Source organism: Mesorhizobium loti R88b, from assembly GCF_013170845.1.
GTDB lineage: Bacteria > Pseudomonadota > Alphaproteobacteria > Rhizobiales > Rhizobiaceae > Mesorhizobium > Mesorhizobium loti_B.
Window position 1 is genome coordinate 4,166,851 of sequence record NZ_CP033367.1, and the last position, 17,327, is coordinate 4,184,177.

General features: G+C 62.5%; 18 protein-coding genes. 12 read left to right on the top strand and 6 right to left on the bottom strand.

Features of this window, described 5'->3' with window-relative positions; all coding sequences use genetic code 11:
* Nucleotides 1-42: 42 nt before the first annotated feature.
* From EB235_RS20325 to recJ, 7 genes are all read left to right on the top strand, one after another.
* Nucleotides 43-1,260 carry an LL-diaminopimelate aminotransferase gene (locus EB235_RS20325; RefSeq protein ID WP_027029254.1) on the top strand — a complete coding sequence of 406 codons (1,218 nt, stop codon included), beginning with the start codon at nucleotides 43-45 and terminating at the stop codon, nucleotides 1,258-1,260.
* Between the two features lie 36 nt (nucleotides 1,261-1,296).
* Nucleotides 1,297-2,610, top strand: a complete 1,314-nt coding sequence (locus EB235_RS20330) for a homoserine dehydrogenase (RefSeq protein ID WP_027029253.1) — start codon at nucleotides 1,297-1,299, stop codon at nucleotides 2,608-2,610.
* Nucleotides 2,611-2,739: 129 nt separating this feature from the next.
* Entirely contained in the window at nucleotides 2,740-3,099 is a 360-nt protein-coding gene (locus EB235_RS20335; RefSeq protein ID WP_027029252.1) for a hypothetical protein, read from the top strand.
* A gap of 82 nt (nucleotides 3,100-3,181) precedes the next feature.
* The gene (locus tag EB235_RS20340) at nucleotides 3,182-3,337 is read left to right on the top strand and encodes a Thivi_2564 family membrane protein (protein WP_348626914.1); all 156 of its coding nucleotides are present in this window, start codon (nucleotides 3,182-3,184) and stop codon (nucleotides 3,335-3,337) included.
* Between the two features lie 200 nt (nucleotides 3,338-3,537).
* Nucleotides 3,538-4,521 carry a class II fructose-bisphosphatase gene (gene glpX / locus EB235_RS20345; protein ID WP_027029251.1) on the top strand — a complete coding sequence of 328 codons (984 nt, stop codon included), beginning with the start codon at nucleotides 3,538-3,540 and terminating at the stop codon, nucleotides 4,519-4,521.
* 72 nt (nucleotides 4,522-4,593) lie between these two features.
* On the top strand, nucleotides 4,594-4,818 hold the full coding sequence (locus EB235_RS20350) for a DUF6434 domain-containing protein (protein ID WP_027029250.1): 225 nt from the start codon (nucleotides 4,594-4,596) through the stop codon (nucleotides 4,816-4,818).
* Between the two features lie 155 nt (nucleotides 4,819-4,973).
* The gene (recJ, locus tag EB235_RS20355) at nucleotides 4,974-6,755 is read left to right on the top strand and encodes a single-stranded-DNA-specific exonuclease RecJ (RefSeq protein WP_027029249.1); all 1,782 of its coding nucleotides are present in this window, start codon (nucleotides 4,974-4,976) and stop codon (nucleotides 6,753-6,755) included.
* Nucleotides 6,756-6,772: 17 nt separating this feature from the next.
* Here recJ and EB235_RS20360 read toward each other — a convergent pair whose 3' ends face one another.
* The 3 genes from EB235_RS20360 to folE form a co-directional block, all read right to left on the bottom strand.
* A complete protein-coding gene (locus EB235_RS20360) occupies nucleotides 6,773-7,744 on the bottom strand; it encodes a patatin family protein (RefSeq protein WP_027029248.1) in 972 nt (323 codons plus the stop codon).
* A gap of 84 nt (nucleotides 7,745-7,828) precedes the next feature.
* A complete protein-coding gene (gene hisI, locus EB235_RS20365) occupies nucleotides 7,829-8,290 on the bottom strand; it encodes a phosphoribosyl-AMP cyclohydrolase (protein ID WP_027029247.1) in 462 nt (153 codons plus the stop codon).
* Between the two features lie 42 nt (nucleotides 8,291-8,332).
* Nucleotides 8,333-8,965, bottom strand: a complete 633-nt coding sequence (gene folE, locus EB235_RS20370) for a GTP cyclohydrolase I FolE (RefSeq protein WP_027029246.1) — start codon at nucleotides 8,963-8,965, stop codon at nucleotides 8,333-8,335.
* A 238-nt stretch (nucleotides 8,966-9,203) separates the two neighbouring features.
* Between folE and EB235_RS20375 the strand changes: the two genes are divergently transcribed.
* Nucleotides 9,204-9,650: an iron-sulfur cluster assembly scaffold protein gene (locus EB235_RS20375; RefSeq protein WP_027029245.1), complete on the top strand. Its 447-nt coding sequence runs from the start codon at nucleotides 9,204-9,206 to the stop codon at nucleotides 9,648-9,650.
* Here EB235_RS20375 and EB235_RS20380 read toward each other — a convergent pair.
* Nucleotides 9,647-10,564, bottom strand: a complete 918-nt coding sequence (locus EB235_RS20380; protein ID WP_027029244.1) for a LysR substrate-binding domain-containing protein — start codon at nucleotides 10,562-10,564, stop codon at nucleotides 9,647-9,649. The genes EB235_RS20375 and EB235_RS20380 overlap by 4 nt on opposite strands.
* A gap of 336 nt (nucleotides 10,565-10,900) precedes the next feature.
* Here EB235_RS20380 and yidD point away from each other — a divergent pair, with 336 nt between their 5' ends.
* Entirely contained in the window at nucleotides 10,901-11,275 is a 375-nt protein-coding gene (yidD, locus tag EB235_RS20385; protein ID WP_027029243.1) for a membrane protein insertion efficiency factor YidD, read from the top strand.
* A gap of 140 nt (nucleotides 11,276-11,415) precedes the next feature.
* Entirely contained in the window at nucleotides 11,416-12,243 is an 828-nt protein-coding gene (gene blaOXA / locus EB235_RS20390; RefSeq protein WP_027029242.1) for a class D beta-lactamase, read from the top strand.
* Between the two features lie 6 nt (nucleotides 12,244-12,249).
* Here the strand turns inward: blaOXA and EB235_RS20395 are convergent, their stop codons facing one another.
* Nucleotides 12,250-13,041 (bottom strand): SAM-dependent methyltransferase, encoded by a 792-nt coding sequence (locus EB235_RS20395; RefSeq protein WP_245268751.1) that lies wholly within the window; start codon nucleotides 13,039-13,041, stop codon nucleotides 12,250-12,252.
* Between the two features lie 249 nt (nucleotides 13,042-13,290).
* Here EB235_RS20395 and thrS point away from each other — a divergent pair, with 249 nt between their 5' ends.
* Together thrS and EB235_RS20405 are read left to right on the top strand one after the other, a co-directional pair.
* Nucleotides 13,291-15,267 (top strand): threonine--tRNA ligase, encoded by a 1,977-nt coding sequence (gene thrS / locus EB235_RS20400; protein WP_027029240.1) that lies wholly within the window; start codon nucleotides 13,291-13,293, stop codon nucleotides 15,265-15,267.
* Between the two features lie 83 nt (nucleotides 15,268-15,350).
* Nucleotides 15,351-16,289 (top strand): lysophospholipid acyltransferase family protein, encoded by a 939-nt coding sequence (locus tag EB235_RS20405; protein ID WP_027029239.1) that lies wholly within the window; start codon nucleotides 15,351-15,353, stop codon nucleotides 16,287-16,289.
* Nucleotides 16,290-16,316: 27 nt separating this feature from the next.
* Here the strand turns inward: EB235_RS20405 and EB235_RS20410 are convergent, their stop codons facing one another.
* Nucleotides 16,317-17,279: a hypothetical protein gene (locus tag EB235_RS20410; protein ID WP_027029238.1), complete on the bottom strand. Its 963-nt coding sequence runs from the start codon at nucleotides 17,277-17,279 to the stop codon at nucleotides 16,317-16,319.
* Nucleotides 17,280-17,327 lie beyond the last annotated feature (48 nt).

Genomic DNA, 17,327 nt, shown 5'->3' on the forward strand with positions numbered 1-17,327 from the left:
TATATAGCGCGCGCCCAACGCCCCCCGATGTCTGGAACTGCCATGGAAGAATTTCACAAGGTCCGCCGGCTTCCGCCTTACGTGTTCGAGCAGGTCAACCGGCTCAAGGCCAGCGCCCGTTCGCGCGGCGCCGACATCATCGACCTTGGCATGGGCAATCCGGACCTGCCGACGCCAAAAGCCATCGTCGACAAATTGTGCGAAGTGGTGCGCGATCCGCGCACGCATCGTTACTCCTCCTCGCGCGGAATTCCGGGCCTGCGCCGCGCCCAGGCCGCCTATTACCAACGCCGCTTCGGCGTGAAGCTCAACCCCGATACGCAAGTGGTGGCCACGCTCGGTTCGAAGGAAGGCTTCGCCAATATGGCGCAGGCGATCACCGCGCCCGGCGACGTCATCCTGTGCCCGAACCCGACCTATCCGATCCACGCCTTCGGTTTCATCATGTCGGGCGGCGTCATCCGCTCGCTGCAGGTCGAGCCCGATGATGGTTTCATCCCGGCGCTGGAGCGCGGTGTTCGTCACTCGATCCCGAAGCCGCTGGCGCTGATCCTCAACTATCCGTCGAACCCGACGGCACTGGTCGCTTCGCTCGATTTCTACAAGGACGTGGTGGCCTTCGCGAAGAAGAACGACATCATCATCCTGTCCGACCTTGCCTATTCCGAAATCTATTTCGACGGCAATCCGCCGCCTTCGGTGCTGCAGGTGCCGGGCGCCATGGATGTCTGCGTCGAGTTCACCTCGATGTCGAAGACCTTCTCCATGCCCGGCTGGCGCATGGGTTTTGCTGTCGGCAATGAGCGGCTGATCTCGGCGCTGACCCGGGTGAAATCCTATCTCGACTACGGCGCTTTCACGCCGATCCAGGTGGCGGCGGCGCACGCGCTCAACGGCGATGGCGCCGATATCGCCGAGGTGCGCGACATCTACCACAAGCGCCGCGACGTCATGGTCGATTCGTTCGGTCGCGCCGGGTGGACCATTCCGGCCCCGGCCGCCTCGATGTTCGCCTGGGCGCCAATCCCGGAGCCGTTCAAGCATCTCGGCTCGCTCGAATTCTCCAAGCTGCTCATCGAGCACGCCGACGTGGCGGTGGCGCCCGGTGTCGGCTTCGGCGAACATGGCGACGATTTCGTGCGCGTGGCGCTGGTCGAGAACGAGCACCGGATCCGCCAGGCGGCGCGCAACATCAAGCGCTTCCTGTCGAGCAGCGCCAAGCAGCCCAACAATGTGGTGCCGCTGTCCGCCCACCGGTAAGCAAAATTCGATCTGATTTGAGGGACGTCGCCTTCCATGGCTGAAGCACTGCGTGTTGGAATTGCCGGACTTGGCACGGTCGGTGCGTCGGTGGCGCGGGTGCTGCGCGACAAGGCGGCGGAACTGACCCGGCAATGCGGGCGCGACATTGTCGTGTCAGCGGTTTCGGCGCGCGATCCGAAACGCGACCGAGGCGTCGATGTCAGTTCGGCAAGATGGTTCGACGATCCGGTCAAGCTGGCGCAGAGTGCCGACATTGACGTGTTCATCGAATTGATCGGCGGCGATGAAGGGCCGGCGCGCCTGTCGGTGAAGGCGGCGCTCGAAGCCGGCCGCCACGTCGTCACCGCCAACAAGGCGCTGCTTGCAAAGCATGGTGTGGCGCTTGCCGAGATCGCCGAGAAGAAGGGTGTGCTGCTCAACTACGAGGCGGCGGTAGCGGGCGGCATTCCCGTCATCAAGACGATGCGCGAGGCGATGGCCGGCAACTCGGTCACCCGCGTGTTCGGCATTCTCAACGGTACCTGCAACTACATCCTGACCCGTATGGAGGCCGAGGGCATCTCGTTTGATGCCTGCCTCAAGGATGCGCAGCGGCTGGGTTACGCCGAGGCCGATCCGACTTTCGATATCGAGGGCCATGACACCGCGCACAAGCTGTCGATCCTGACCAGCCTTGCCTTCGGCACGAAGATCGCGGCCAACGACATCTATATGGAAGGCATTTCCAACATCACGCAGGCCGACATCCGCGCGGCCGGCGACCTCGGCTACCGGATCAAGCTGCTCGGCGTCGCCCAGCGCACCGAAAGCGGCATCGAGCAGCGCGTGCACCCCACCATGGTGCCGACGGCCTCGGTCATCGCGCAGGTGCATGGGGTCACCAATGCGGTGGCGATCGAGACCGACATCCTTGGCGAGCTGCTGCTTTCAGGCCCCGGTGCCGGTGGCAATGCCACCGCCTCGGCCGTCATCGGCGACGTCGCCGACATTGCCAAGAGCCGGCCCGGCTTCCAGCATGGCCCGGTCTTTGGCCGGCCGGCGAAGGAGTTGCGGCCTTACAAGAAGGCACAGATGCGCAGCCATGCCGGCGGTTACTTCATTCGGCTGACCGTGCATGACCGCATCGGGGTCTTTGCTGCGATCGCCAAGCGCATGGCCGACAACGATATTTCGCTGGAATCGATCGTCCAGCATGCGGTCAGCGGTGAGGCCGCCGTGCAGAAGACGGTGATCCTCGTTACGCACGAAACGACCGAGGCCGCCGTGCGCAAGGCCGTCGACGGCATCACCAAGGACGGTCACCTTACCGACAAGCCGCAGGTCATCCGCATCGAGCGGGCAGGGTAGCTCTCAATTCGCTTGTAGCGCGGGAACCCCTGCAAGCGTTTTGCCTGGCTGATGGCAAACAGCCACGATCCGCCGGAACGAATTCGTGTCGACGCCGTTCTCTTGGTCAACAACCAAGGGAGCCACTTCATGGCCGATACCAACAAGTCCGACCTGCCCGATATCGACGATATCCAGAAGACTCTGGAAAAGCAGATCGCCGAACTGCGCAAGGAAATCACCAAGATCAACAAGAGCATTTCGGCAAGGGGCGCTGAGCTGCTCGATGACGCCAGTGAGCAGGCTTCGGATTTCTACGACAGCGCTGCGGCGCGCGCGTCGCGAACCGCGCAGCAGCTGCGCAGCCAGGCTCAGGCGGTCTCGGACGTCGCGCGGGAAAACCCGGGCACGACGACAGCCGTTGTCGGTGTTATCGGCCTGCTCGGCTTTCTTGCCGGCCTGGCGATCGGTCAGTCGATGAATGATACGTCGTCACGCCGTTGGTATTGAGCGCGCACCGATCGAGCCGGCCCTGCCGGCTCGATTTTATATTTCATAAGGCCATTTCAAGGAGGGTACCGTGGCTTCATCCATGTTGATCAGCATCCTGATCACATTCCTCGTCATCATTCTCGTTCTCTACTTGGTGCAGCGCTTGCCGCTCGACGCCAGGATGAGACAGATCGTCCAGGTCATCGTCATCATCATCGGCATCATTTCGCTGCTCAGATATCTCGCGGTTTTCTAGATCGCACAGCTATCATCTGTGCTTTTTCAAGGCGGCCCGGTCGTTTCCGACCGGGCCGCCTTCTTGTTGAAAATACGGTTCAATCGATTGATATTGCTGGCCTTTCGATAAAACTTGCGGCAGGTCTTGCCGTTGTCATGCTCGTTTGACAAAACAGGCGCGCCTCCGGCGGGAGGCGCTGTGAACGAGGATTTCCCCCCATGAATGTGGCCCAGAACATTGTCGCCGGTCTTGACCGGATACTCACCATGGAACTGGTGCGCGTCACCGAAAGGGCGGCCGTGGCGGCAGCCAGGCTGCGCGGGCGCGGCGACGAGAAGGCTGCTGATCAGGTCGCGGTCGATGCCATGCGCCAGGAGCTCAACCGCCTTGCCATCAAGGGCACGGTGGTGATCGGCGAGGGCGAGCGGGACGAGGCGCCGATGCTCTATATCGGCGAGGAAGTCGGCACCGGCAAAGGCCCGGCAGTCGACATCGCGCTCGATCCGCTCGAAGGCACGACGATCTGCGCCAAGAACCTGCCTAACGCGCTTGCCGTCATCGCCATTGCCGAAAAGGGCAGCCTGCTGTTCGCGCCCGACGTCTATATGGACAAGATCGCCATTGGGCCGGGTTATGCCGATGGCGTCATCGACATCGATGCCTCGCCGGCCGAGAACATCGCCAGCCTTGCCCGGGCCAAGGGCGTCGCGGTGTCCGACATCACCACCTGCATCCTCGACCGGCCGCGCCACGCCAAGCTGATCGATGCGGTGCGCGCCACGGGCGCCGCGATCCGGCTGATCGGCGACGGCGATGTCGCCGGCGTCATCCACACCACCGATCCGGAGGAGACCGGCATCGATCTCTATCTCGGCACCGGCGGTGCGCCGGAGGGCGTGCTGGCCGCGGCCGCACTGCGTTGCACCGGCGGCCAGATGCAGGGCCGGTTGATCCTCGATACGCCCGAAAAGGTCGCACGCGCCGCCAAGATGGGCATTTCCAATCCGAAGCGGATTTATCATGCGGAAGACATGGCGCGCGGCGATGTGCTGTTCGCGGCCACCGGCGTCACCGACGGCAACATGCTGGCCGGCGTCAAGTTCGGCCGCACCTATATCACCACGCACACGATCGTGCTGCGTTCGTCGTCGCGGACCGTGCGGGAGATCAAGGCCCGGCATCAGGATCTGGATAAGTTCTAGAGCTGCTTGCGAAGCCGCGCCGCAGTTGCTAGCCCTTGGCTGCATCTGAACCTGGCGGCGCAAGGATTGATGATGAAAGCGTTCGACTGGCACGCGGATCCGGTTTCGCGTGCCACGCCCATCACGAAATCCTACCATAACACCCAGAATGTGCGCCGCTTTTTCATCCGCGAATGCGGCGATGCGTTCAGGTTCGATCGAGCTTTCATGGCTTGGCTCAAGGATGGCCAGGAAAAGACGATGGGCGATGCAGCCGACGAATGGGTGCGGCGCCAGGCTGAAAAGCGGAAAGCGTAGTTTTAGTTGAAATCCTCCGTGACGGCGCACCATCGCGAACCGATTGGCTTTGCCCGCCTTTGGGCTGTTGCTTGTGCATGTCGTTGTCCCAAAACCGCTGCGCACTTTTGGGCGACATGCATTATCCTGCCGCCAACCATAAGTTGGCAAAGCACATGATGGGCGACAAGCGCCTCTTCCTCGATGTCAGGCTGTCGGCGACCGGTTTCTCCTGGGAGCACCGGCTGACCGAACGGCAGGACATGGTCGCGCTGGCCATCGCGCAAGGCCATGGCGTGCCCGACATCGTCGCGCGCGTGCTTGCCGGACGCGGCGTTACCGCCGATCAGACCGAGCGGTTTCTCGATCCGACGATCCGCGACCTGTTGCCCAATCCAGCCTCGCTGACCGACATGGACAAGGCCGCCAACCGCATCGCGGCGGCGGTGATGGCCAGGGAAAAGGTGGCGATCTTCGGCGACTATGATGTCGATGGCGCCGCCTCTTCGGCCCTGCTGAAGCGGTTTCTGACGCATTTCTCCATACCGTCGGAAATCTATATTCCGGATCGTATTTTCGAGGGCTATGGCCCGAACCCCGACGCCATGCGCGAACTTGTCTCGCGTGGCGCGACGCTGATCGTCACCGTCGATTGCGGCACCAACAGCGCCATATCCGTCGATGCCGCCAATGCGGCCGGCGCCGATGTCGTGGTGCTCGACCACCATCAGGTCGGCGGCGCGTTGCCGGCCGCGATTGCCGTCGTCAATCCAAACCGCGATGACGATCTTTCGGGCCAGGGCCATCTCTGTGCCGCCGGTGTCGTCTTCCTTGCCCTGGTGCAGACCGCAAAGGTCCTGCGTGGCCTGAGCGATGTGGCGCCGCCCGACCTGCTTTCGCTGCTTGATCTCGTTGCATTGGCGACCGTTTGTGACGTGGTGCCGCTCACCGGCGTCAACCGCGCCTTCGTCGTCAAAGGGCTGCAAGTGGCCCGCCAGCAGAAAAATGAAGGGATGGCCGCATTGGCGCGGATTTCGCGCATCGGCGAGCCGATCAGCACCTTTCATCTCTCGTATCTGATCGGTCCGCGCATCAATGCCGGCGGTCGCATCGGCGATGCGGCGCTCGGCAGCCGGTTGCTTGCGACGGACGATCCGGTCGAGGCACGGACCATCGCTGAGACGCTCGACCGGCTGAACCAGGAGCGGCAGCTGATGGAGCAGGAGATGCTGGCCGCGGCGCGTGCCGAGGCCGATGCCGAGCTTGCCGGCGGCAACGGTCCGGCGATTATCGTCACCGCCAGCAACAATTGGCATCCCGGCATTGTCGGCCTGCTCGCATCAAGGCTTAAGGACCATGCGCGTCGGCCGGCTTTCGCCATTGCCTTCAATGCCAATGGTGTTGGCACCGGTTCGGGCCGCTCCGTTTCGGGCTTCGATCTTGGCCGATTGGTGCGCGAAGCCGCCGATGCCGGTCTGATCGTCAAGGGCGGCGGCCATGGCATGGCGGCCGGCATCACCGTCGAGCGCACAAAGCTCGGCGAACTCAGGGCATTCTTCGAGGAGCGGGCGGCCGCTGACGTGTTTCGGCTGCAGGATGAGGAAAGCCTCGCGATCGACGGCGCCCTTGCTGCCGAAGGCGCGACGCTCGGCCTGCTCGATGCGCTCGACAAGGCCGGCCCCTTCGGCGCCGGCCATGTCGCGCCGGTCTTCGTGCTGCCTCGCCATCGGCTGGCTGACGCCAGGCCGGTCGGCACCAACCATATCCGCTGCGAATTGCAGTCGGACAGCGGCGGCCGCATCCAGGCGATCGCCTTTCGCGCCGTCGATACGGTGCTTGGCGAATTCCTGTTCAAGAACCGGGGCAAGACTGTGCATGTCGCCGGCTCGCTGTCGGGCAATTACTGGAACGGCAACCGCACTGTGCAGTTTCGCGTCATCGATGCGGCGCGAGCGTGAGAGCTATCCGGATTTGATCAGGCGAGAACCGCCTGGAGACGGGTCAGTTCGCTGATCTGCGCCATCGTTGCCTGGTAGCCGAGCTGGATCGCCTCGTCGGCGCGATGGAATTCGGTGAGGCCGACATGGCTGAGCTTGGGCTGCAGCGACATGTCGGGTGGATCGCCGGCAAGCCTGGCACGCGAAATGCGGTCCTGGATAATGTTGAAGGCCTCGACCATGACGCCGGTAATGCCGAGGCGGGTCTGATGCGACTGGTGGTTCGGGTCCAGGTGGCCGGGGCGGGGCGCGTCCTTTTCGATAACAAGTTCGCCGGCGCTGTGTTTGATCACGGCGGCGCGGCCGAACAGATCGTAGTGAAGGTTGACCGCCACGACCAGCGGCTGCTCGTAGGCGCGGCAGACCGAAACCGGCACCGGATTGACCAGCGCACCGTCGACCAGGATGCGGCCGTTGCAATTCACTGGCTCGAACACGCCAGGCAATGCGTAGGATGCGCGCATCGCCGTGATGAGCGAGCCGCTCGACAGCCAGATCTCGTGGCCGGTGCGGATTTCCGATGCGACGCAGACGAATGGCTTGGGCAGGTCCTCGAAGCGAATGCCCGCCACATGTTCACGCAGCCGGGCATCGAGCTTCATGCCGCCGAACAGGCCGCTGCCGCGCAGATTGAGATCGAGCAGCCCAAAAATGCGCCGCTTGGTGAGGCTGCGGGCGAACGCTTCCAGCTCATCCAGTTTGCCTGCGAGATAACAGCCGCCGACCAGCGCGCCGATCGAGGTGCCGGCGATCATCGAGACTTCGATGCCGGCTTCATCGAGCGCGCGCAGCACGCCGATATGGGCCCAGCCCCTGGCGCAACCGCCGCCCAAGGCGAGCGAAATGCCTGTTTTCCTGGGAGATTTCGTTTCGGATGCGCCGCCGGGCGAGGAGAGGCCGTTGGCCTCGCTCACGTCTGGTCTGCCACGCAATGACGCCCACTCGAGCATCATGATCTCCCTTGTCCCACGGCTAATGTACAGGCGGGCCGTATCGAAATGATGAATCTATGTGGTTGGTGTGAGGCAGAAGGTTCAAGAGGATGGCTTTCGATACGTGGTTTCCGCATCGAACAGCGGCTTGCTGCCGTCATCGGCAAGCGTCCCCTTGCCGTCGACCAGCCCCACCGTCCGATAAAAGCATGAACGCCGGCCGGTGTGGCAGGTTGCGTCGTGGCCCAACACTTTGACGTGCAGCCACAAGGCGTCCTGATCACAGTCGGTGCGCATTTCGACGACATGCTGGAAATTGCCCGAGGTTTCGCCCTTCTTCCAAAGCGCATTGCGCGAGCGCGACCAGTAGTGGGCGATTCCCGTTTCCAACGTCAGCGCCAAGGCCTGGGCATTCATATGCGCGACCATCAAAAGCATGCCGTCCTTGATATCGGTGACCACAACCGTGACGAGCCCGGCGGCATCGAAGCGCGGTGAAAACACCGCGCCTTCTTCGAGAGCCTTCTTGTCTGATGGAGCTTTGGGAAATTCCAGTGCCGACATTGCCGGTCTATTTTCCTGTTGACCGTGACGCCGGCGAGGGGCTTACGCCCCGCCACGCACCATGGTGACGAAACGAACCTGCTCTTCGGGCGTATCCTTGAAGACGCCGGTGAAAGTTGAGGTCAGCGTGGTCGAGCCCTGCTTGCGGATGCCGCGCATGGCCATGCACATATGCTCGGCCTCGATCATCACCGCGACGCCGCGAGGGTTCAGTACATCCTGGATGACGCCGGCGATCTGCGCGGTCAGCGCTTCCTGCGTCTGCAGGCGATGGGCAAAGATATCGACGACACGGGCGATCTTGGACAGGCCGACCACCTTGCCATCCGGCAGATAGCCGACATGCGCCTTGCCGATGATCGGCACCATGTGATGCTCGCAATGCGAGTGGAACTGGATGTCCTTTACAATCACGAGGTCGTCATAGCCGGCGACCTCCTCGAAGGTGCGGCCGAGCTCGTCAGCCGGGCACATGTCGTAGCCGCCGAACATTTCGCGATAGGCCTTGGCCACGCGCTTGGGCGTGTCGATCAGTCCCTCGCGGTCCGGATTGTCGCCTGTCCAGCGCAAAAGCGTGTGCACGGCGGCTTCAACTTCGGCTTCGCTCGGCCGGTCGGTGACCGGCTTGTCCATGTAGGCGGACTGGGGCATGATCTTCTTGATGACGGCATCCATAAAGGCGTCTCCCGTAGTTCCTCTCGAGGAGGAACGAGTTGAACGGACCACGACCTTTCGGTGTCGGAACCCGCCCGGTTTCCAGCCCCGCAAGTGGCGTGAACAGATCAGGTAAAGGCGCCCGCTTCGGTTGCCTTGTCGATACCCGACTGCCAGCATTATATATGGTCAGGCGCAGCGAAAGGAAGACGCTATAGCGGCAAACGCTGTTCGCTTGGCGGCGACGGACTGGAAAAATATGATCAACGACGTCTACAATGCGAAAATTCTCGGTTTTGCCGGAAACATCGCACGCATTGGCCGGCTCGATCATCCGGATGCGAGCGCAAAGGCGCATTCCAAACTGTGCGGTTCGACCGTGACCATCGACCTCAAGATGCAGGATGGCATTGTCACCGACTTCGCCCATGATGTGAAGGCATGTGCGCTCGGCCAGGCCTCGTCCTCGATCATGGCGCAGCATGTCGTCGGCGCGAGCGCCGAGGAATTGCGCGCGGTGCGCGACACCATGCTGAAGATGCTGAAGGAAAACGGCGCGCCACCGGAGGGCCGCTTCGCAGATCTAAAATACCTGGAGCCGGTACGCGATTACAAGGCACGCCATGCCTCGACCATGCTGACCTTCGACGCCGTGGTCGACGCCATCGGCCAGATCGAGAAGAAGCGCGCCGAAGAAGCAGCTTAGGCGTGCTCCTCCAGCGCGCGTCTGCTTTCAGCAAACTCGCCTCGTAACCAGTCGGCGAACGCGGCTGCTGGTTCCGAAAGATCGCGCAAATTCCTCGCCACCAACCAGTAGGCGCCGGATGCAACGTCGATATCGAATGGCTTGATCAGCGCGCCGGATGCGACTTCCCCACCGATCTGCAGGAGATCGCCAAGTGCCACGCCATGTCCGAGCAGGGCGGCCTGCTTTGAAAGCGATGCGTCCGCCAGCATGGGACCCCGCGCGGGCACGGCATCGGCGGGCACGCCGGCTGCCTCGAACCAGCGTGCCCATCCCTGGCGATTTTCCTCATGCAAAAGCGTGTAGCGAGCAAGGTCGATCGGCTTCTCAAGGGGAGGGCTCGAGGCGAGCAGCGCCGGCGACAGAACCGGTGAATCGACCGTCGAGGCGAGCCGCTCGGCCTGGCTGCGGGGCCAGGAGTTTGCATTCGCGCTGAAGCGCAAGGCAAGTTCGGGCTGATCGCTGCGGAATTCGATCAGCCTGGGATCGACTTCGAGGGATATGTCGATGTCAGGCCGCAATTGGCGAAACCGGTTGAGGCGCGGTACCAGCCACACTGAGGCAAGCGACGGCTCGACGCTGACACGAACCACGGACTGCGCGGGGGCGGAAACCAGTTCTGACAGCAGTCTGTCGATGTCGTCGAAACTCCTGACCAACTGGGCGAGCAACCGGCGGCCCGCATCCGTCAGTTCGACACGGCGATGGTGACGTTCGAACAAGGGCTGGCGGAGGAAGGTTTCGAGTTCGCGGATCTGCCGGCTGATCGCGGCCTGCGACACGAACAGTTCCTCGGCGGCCCGGCTGAAACTCAGATGCCGGCCCGCTGCCTCGAAACTCCTCAATGCCGTCAAAGGCAGGCGTCCGCGCTTCATTTCGCATAATCCAGGGTTATCCGAAGTGGAAATTATACTCGTTTGAAGGCCAAGGCCAGCGGCGGTCTAATCCGTGTCAAAGGAGACCGACCATGATCCAGTTCCTGAACATTTTCGGCGATGTCATGCGGATCGCAACGTTCCAATGGCGTGACGAAAGGCACAACACAAAGTGCTGCGAGGAGCCGACCAGTCCTGGCCGGTGGGCAGCTCCGGCTGACAGGCAGCCATTTCGCCGCTCCCGCCTATGGCAACACGGCGGATAAGGGGCGGGGATTGCGTTCTCATGACGAAGCTCACATCTATCGCTGGACAGAACGCGATACGGAGACTGCGGTGCACGACCCGCTTGGGCATGCCCATACTGCCAAACCGCCAGGGCGTGGCCGCAACTGGCCCGGCCCGTGGCGCAAGACGCCCGGGCGTCTGTTGGGCACGTCGTTCGTGCGCCTTTACCAGCTGACGCTTTCCGGCTTTGTCGGCAATTCGTGCCGGCATTTGCCAACCTGTTCCGAATACGCGCATGAGGCGATCGCCCGCCATGGTCTGTGGGCCGGCGGCTGGATGGGATTTTTCCGCGTGCTGCGCTGCGGGCCGTTCGGCACGCATGGCATCGACCTTGTGCCGGAAGCGCTGGCCGATCGCTACGTCTGGTTCATGCCTTGGCGCTACTGGCGGATCGGCCACAAGCGCGGCGAAGCGCGGGGCTGATCGGGCCGCTGTGTCGACGGCTGTCTTTACGATCCGGTAGGGTTAACGCCAGCCTGCACAAAGACTGCGCATTTGAGACAAAATCGAGACAAGAGACATCGCTAAGCCCGCTCGCGAACACCTTTCTGGAGCGAGCATCAATGCGTAACATCGACCGTCTTCCCTTTATCCTGGCTGGAGTCCTGTTCCTGCTTGCCTGGCTGCTGGGGTTTCCGATGCGCGCGCAATCGGCGCCGCTTGGGGATGTGCAGTGCACGCTGATCGCCGATGCGGCGAGCGGCAAGACGCTTTATCAGGACGGCACCTGCGACCAGCGCTTCAGCCCGGCCTCGACGTTCAAGGTGCCGCTGTCGCTGATCGGCTATGACGCGGGCATCCTGAGCGACGAGCACACGCCGACCTGGGACTACAAGCCCGAATTCAACGCCGTGAAGCGGGATCAGAAGACCGTCGATCCGGTGATCTGGGAACGGGATTCGATTATCTGGTTCTCCCGCGAGATTACGCGACGGCTCGGCGGTGAAAAGTTGGCCGGCTATGTTTCGAAATTCGATTACGGCAACAACGACGTTTCCGGCAATCCCGGCAAGAATGACGGCCTGACCCATTCCTGGGTGAACTCCTCGCTCAAGATCACACCGGTCGAGCAGGTCGATTTCCTGCGCAAGCTGCTTGCCCGCAAGCTGCCGGTCTCGGCCAAGGCCTATGACATGACATCGGCCATCATCCCGACTTTCCAGGCGGGAGGCTGGACCGTGCAAGGCAAGACCGGCAGCACCAGGCTGGCCAATGATGCCGACAAGGTCAGGGACAAGCGTTCGCTCGGCTGGTTCGTCGGCTGGGCGAAAAAGGACGGCCAGCAGATCGTCTTCGCCCGGCTGATCGTCGACACCAAGCGCACCGATGTGCCGAAGGGCTGGAGCACGCGCTCCGGGTTCCTGAAGGACCTGCCGCAGCTGGTGAAATGAGTCTGGTCAGGCGTGTCGGCGCGCTCGGATGATGTGGCCGCCGGAATTGTTCGTGGTTCCCTTCGAGGCTCCGGAAAAGCGGGCGGCGATATCGCCGCTCTCGAGATCTTCGATCTCGTCGAAGCCGATCTCGCCCAAGGATTTCGCCAGTTCTGTCGGAACAAAGAAACTGATCCATGGCTCGCCGACAGAAGCGACGCGCGCCGCATGGAAGGCGAGGGCAGCCTGTCCCGCCGCATCACGGTTCTCTGCCGGCTCGCTATAGTCGAACACGACCTCCGAGCCGGGGATGTCGGCAATCCAGGACAGCGTTTTGAAGATCGCTTCTTTTGTCAGGTAGGGCACGACCCCCAACCACATGAAGAAGCTGGGCTCTGTCGACTGCAAACCGGCCGCAGTCAGTTCTGCGGGCAGGCTTTGCCGCTCGAAATTGACCGGCACGAATGTGGTAGCGGGTGGCTCTGCAAGACCGCTATCGGCAATGCATTTGCGTTTCCAGGCTTGCGTGGCCGGGTGGTCGACTTCGAACACCTTGAGATCCGGATACGGATTTCGCAGTGAAAACGTGTCGAGGCCGGCGCCAAGCACGACGAGCTGGCGGATGCCGCGACGGACCGCCGCCGCAAGCCAGTCCTCGGCGAACCGGGCCCGCGCGGTCACGAACAGGCGCATGCGCCGGCGGCGCTCGTCTTCCTGCTCAAGCTCCTGTGCAGCGGGAGCAGCCCCACCCAGGATCGCGATCGCGTAGGGATCGCGAAACAGCCCTGCCTGCGGTGAAAACTGATGCAAGGCCCTCATGCGTGCGACGCCAAGGGCAGTTCGGCTGGGTATGGCGTCTTCCATGCCGATGATTCCAGTTGATGTCGTGCATTTTCGCAAGTGTCTGCGACATCTGTGGCGACATTTCCTGACAGCTGCGCCAATTGCCGCCCTTTACCTGACGCAATGCTGCCTCTAAAACCCGCCCGCTGCCGTTTGTGCATGCGACTGGCGGCTTTACCCCACGACCACCCGCGCTCGTTTGCGGGACTGGATAGGAGAACCATGATGCTGAATTCCGTTTCCCTAACATTTCCCGATGGCTCCGTCCGCGACTACGACGCGGCGATGACCGGTGCCGGTCTTGCCGAATCGATCTCGAAGTCGCTGGCCAAGAAGGCCGTCGCCTACGCCATCGACGGCACCGTGCGCGACCTCAGCGACCCGCTGGGCAAGTCGGGCAAGGTCGAGATCATCACCCGCGACGATGCGCGCGCTCTCGAGCTTATCCGTCACGACACCGCCCACGTGCTGGCGGAAGCCGTGCAGGAGATATGGCCGGGAACGCAGGTGACCATCGGACCGGTGATCGAGAACGGATTCTATTACGACTTCGCCCGCAACGAGCCGTTCACGCCAGACGATTTCCCGGTGATCGAGAAGAAGATGCGCGAGATCATTGCGCGCAACAAGCCGTTCACTAAGGAAGTCTGGTCGCGCGACCGGGCGAAAAAGGTCTTCGCCGACAAGGGCGAGCGCTACAAGCTGGAGCTGATCGACGCCATTCCCGAGGACCAGGATCTCAAGATCTATGCCCAGGGCGACTGGTTCGATCTCTGCCGTGGTCCGCACATGGCCTCGACCGGGCAGATCGGCAACGCCTTCAAGCTGATGAAGGTGGCCGGTGCCTATTGGCGTGGTGATTCGAACAACCCGATGCTGACGCGCATCTACGGCACGGCCTGGGCTGACCAGGCGCAGCTCGACGCCTATCAGACGATGCTGGAGGAGGCCGAGAAGCGCGACCACCGCAAGGTCGGCCGCGAGATGGACCTGTTCCATTTCCAGGAAGAGGGGCCGGGCGTCGTCTTCTGGCATGCCAAGGGTTGGAAGATGTTCCAGAACCTGGTCAATTACATGCGCCGGCGCCTCGACGAGCAAGGCTACCAGGAGGTCAACGCGCCCCAGGTGCTGGACAAGAGCCTGTGGGAGACCTCAGGCCACTGGGGCTGGTACCGGGACGCCATGTTCAAAGTGACGGTCGCCGGCGACGACACCGACGACGACCGCGTCTTTGCGCTAAAGCCGATGAACTGCCCGGGTCACGTGCAGATTTTCAAGCATGGATTGAAGTCCTATCGCGATCTACCCGTAAAGCTTGCGGAATTCGGCAATGTGCATCGTTACGAGCCATCCGGTGCCCTGCACGGGCTGATGCGCGTGCGCGGTTTCACGCAGGACGACGCGCATATCTTCTGCACCGAGGAGCAACTCGCGGCCGAATGCCTGCGCATCAACGATTTGATCCTGTCGACCTATGCCGATTTCGGTTTTGAGGAGGTCAGCGTCAAGCTGTCGACACGGCCGGAAAAGCGCGTCGGCACCGACGAGGCGTGGGACCATGCCGAGGCGATCATGGGCAATGTCCTTGAAACGATCCGATCGCGGTCGGGCAACCGGATCAAGACCTCGATCAATCCGGGCGAGGGCGCCTTCTACGGGCCGAAGTTCGAATATGTGCTGAAGGACGCCATCGGCCGCGAATGGCAGTGCGGCACCACGCAGGTCGACTTCAACCTGCCGGAACGCTTCGGTGCCTTCTACATCGGCTCGGATTCGGAGAAGAAACAGCCTGTCATGGTGCACCGCGCCATTTGCGGTTCGATGGAGCGTTTCCTCGGCATCCTGATCGAGAACTATTCCGGCCATTTCCCGCTGTGGTTCGCGCCGCTGCAGGTGGTGGTGGCGACGATCACCTCCGAGGCAGACGGCTATGCGACCGAGGTGGTGGCAAAGCTGAAGGCCGCGGGACTTCTGGCGGAGGCTGATTTGCGCAACGAGAAGATCAACTACAAGGTCCGCGAACACAGCCTAGCCAAGGTGCCGGTCATCCTCGTCTGCGGCAAACGCGAGGCGGAAGAGCAGACGGTCAATATCCGCCGGCTCGGCTCGCGCGACCAGGAATCGCTCGGGCTTGCCGAGGCGATCGAACGGCTGACCGAAGAGGCGATCACACCCGATCGCCGGCGCAAGCGCGCCGCCTGATTGAACAGCCCTTTGGTGATGGCGGTGGAGCGATCCACCGCCATTTTCATATCCTTGTCACGCCGATCTTGTAACGAGCCCCCATGCTCAAGCTGAAATTGCGCGAAAAACCATTTCCCGAACTTTCCTATGCCAATCCGCATCAGCCGGTGCTGACGCGCTGGGTCATTCATTCCATTGAAGGCCTGTCGGGGCGCGACCGCTATGCCGCGCTCTATGATTTCTGGCGCCGCCAGGTGGTGCCATCAGGCGAGCGCATATTCAGCCGAATGCTTGACCTGATCGACGTGCGGATACGGACCGCGGACCAATGGCCGCCCGCGCCATTGCCGGAGACGCCGCTGGTGATCGTGGCCAACCATCCGTTCGGCATAGGCGACGGGATTGCCGTGCTGTCACTGGTGGAGCAACTTGGGCGGCCGTTCCGGGTGATGATCCACAAGGATCTGCTCAAGATCCGCGAGATGGAGCCCTATTCGCTGCCGATCGACTTTTCCGAGACCAAGGACGCGCTGAAGAACAACATGGCCGTACGCCATGAAGCGGTGCGGCTGCTGAAGGAAGGCGTCACCATCGTGGTGTTTCCCGCCGGGGGCGTCGCCACCGCCCCGAAAGGCTTTGGCCGGGCGCGCGACCTGCCATGGAAGATGTTTCCGGCACGCCTGGTCCAGGATGCCAAGGCGTCGGTTATCCCAATGCATTTTTCCGGACAGAACGGCCGGCTGTTCCATCTGATCAGCGGGCCGATGAATATGGCCGAGCGCGATGGCCGCGTGGCCAAATTCGTCGGCAAGGCATCGCTGACATTGCGCCTTTCGATGCTCATCCACGAATTCGCGCGGCTGTCCGGCAAGGCGATCGACGTACGAGTCGGCGAGGTGCTGAGCTGGAGCGAACTCGAGCCGCTACGCGATCGCAAGGCATTGCTCGACCGGCTTTACCGCGGTGTGTTCGATCTGGCGCCGCAGCTGCCGCGCCGCCGGATTCCCTTCCTGCCGGCACGGACCAAGCTGGCTGCCTGAACTTGGAAATATCCCGCCGAAGGGCGGCTAATCCGCGCCTTCTTCGGGATCCATCGCCGCGGCTTCCGTCGCCAGAACCTCAATCTCCAGGTTCTGCCCGGCCACGACCGTAAAGTCCTTCTGGTAGATGCGGTCGCGGTTCTTGGCGATGATGGTGTAGTCACCCTCGGCCAGCACCATCGAGGCGAAGGCGCCGACGGTTTCCTTGATCGGATCGCCGGATTCGTTGAGCAGCGACCACGACGTGTCGGCGATCGCTTCACCACCGGCCTCGCGCACCAGCTTCATCGTGATCTCGGCGGCGTGATGCTCGACGGTGGCTTCGGTCAGCTTGCCGGCCTCGACGCGGATGTCGGAGCGGATGACCGCATTGACCGCGCCGTAGGTCGACACGACGTGATAGATGCCGGCATTGAGCCGCACGACGCTGTTAGGCTCGACATCGGGAATGATCAGAGCGCGGTCGCCATTGGCCTCGGCGGTGCCCTCATAGATCGAGAAGCGCAGTTTTTTCGGGGGAATGCGCACGCCGCCGGACAGAACCGCGTCAAGCTTCAGGCCGCCGGCATCGAGCACCAGGCTTTCGCGCTTGGCTTCCTTGCCGACTGTGATGCGCTTGGTGGCGCCGGCGCGGCCATAAGAGGCGTGGACCAGATAGCTGCCGGGTTCGAGTTGGAAGACAGCGCTGCCGCCATGCGCGGAGGCGACCATAGGCAATTTGCCGTTGACGGCTTCAGGCTTGAAGACACGCCAGACCAGGCCGCGGGTGATGTCGGTGCCCTTGTCGGTCAACTGGGCCGACAAGGTGAGGGCGCCACCGCCTCCGAGCGCCAGCGGGGTTTCGCTCTTTGGCGTCGCGTAGCTCGAAATTCCGGGAAGTTTCAGGTCACTGACGCCGTCCTTTTCCTGCGCGACAGCCATGGAGACCGGCAGCAGGAACAGCGCGGCGCAGAGCCGGATCAGGAAAAGACGCAGTCGCCCCTCAAACATGCCTTGCTTTGAAGCCCATGGCGGTGGCAATTTCAAGGCTTAAGAGTC

Bases quoted from the DNA above. Each gene is read 5' to 3' on its own strand.
- recJ (WP_027029249.1), top strand. From the start codon at position 4,974: ATGATGGGCGACAAGCGCCTCTTCCTCGATGTCAGGCTGTCGGCGACC.
- EB235_RS20395 (WP_245268751.1), bottom strand. From the start codon at position 13,041: ATGAGGGCCTTGCATCAGTTTTCACCGCAGGCAGGGCTGTTTCGCGAT.
- EB235_RS20330 (WP_027029253.1), top strand. From the start codon at position 1,297: ATGGCTGAAGCACTGCGTGTTGGAATTGCCGGACTTGGCACGGTCGGT.
- EB235_RS20350 (WP_027029250.1), top strand. From the start codon at position 4,594: ATGAAAGCGTTCGACTGGCACGCGGATCCGGTTTCGCGTGCCACGCCC.
- EB235_RS20335 (WP_027029252.1), top strand. From the start codon at position 2,740: ATGGCCGATACCAACAAGTCCGACCTGCCCGATATCGACGATATCCAG.
- EB235_RS20360 (WP_027029248.1), bottom strand. From the start codon at position 7,744: ATGCTCGAGTGGGCGTCATTGCGTGGCAGACCAGACGTGAGCGAGGCC.
- thrS (WP_027029240.1), top strand. From the start codon at position 13,291: ATGCTGAATTCCGTTTCCCTAACATTTCCCGATGGCTCCGTCCGCGAC.
- glpX (WP_027029251.1), top strand. From the start codon at position 3,538: ATGAATGTGGCCCAGAACATTGTCGCCGGTCTTGACCGGATACTCACC.
- EB235_RS20405 (WP_027029239.1), top strand. From the start codon at position 15,351: ATGCTCAAGCTGAAATTGCGCGAAAAACCATTTCCCGAACTTTCCTAT.
- hisI (WP_027029247.1), bottom strand. From the start codon at position 8,290: ATGTCGGCACTGGAATTTCCCAAAGCTCCATCAGACAAGAAGGCTCTC.
- EB235_RS20375 (WP_027029245.1), top strand. From the start codon at position 9,204: ATGATCAACGACGTCTACAATGCGAAAATTCTCGGTTTTGCCGGAAAC.
- EB235_RS20410 (WP_027029238.1), bottom strand. From the start codon at position 17,279: ATGTTTGAGGGGCGACTGCGTCTTTTCCTGATCCGGCTCTGCGCCGCG.
- EB235_RS20325 (WP_027029254.1), top strand. From the start codon at position 43: ATGGAAGAATTTCACAAGGTCCGCCGGCTTCCGCCTTACGTGTTCGAG.
- EB235_RS20380 (WP_027029244.1), bottom strand. From the start codon at position 10,564: ATGAAGCGCGGACGCCTGCCTTTGACGGCATTGAGGAGTTTCGAGGCA.
- EB235_RS20340 (WP_348626914.1), top strand. From the start codon at position 3,182: ATGTTGATCAGCATCCTGATCACATTCCTCGTCATCATTCTCGTTCTC.
- blaOXA (WP_027029242.1), top strand. From the start codon at position 11,416: ATGCGTAACATCGACCGTCTTCCCTTTATCCTGGCTGGAGTCCTGTTC.
- folE (WP_027029246.1), bottom strand. From the start codon at position 8,965: ATGGATGCCGTCATCAAGAAGATCATGCCCCAGTCCGCCTACATGGAC.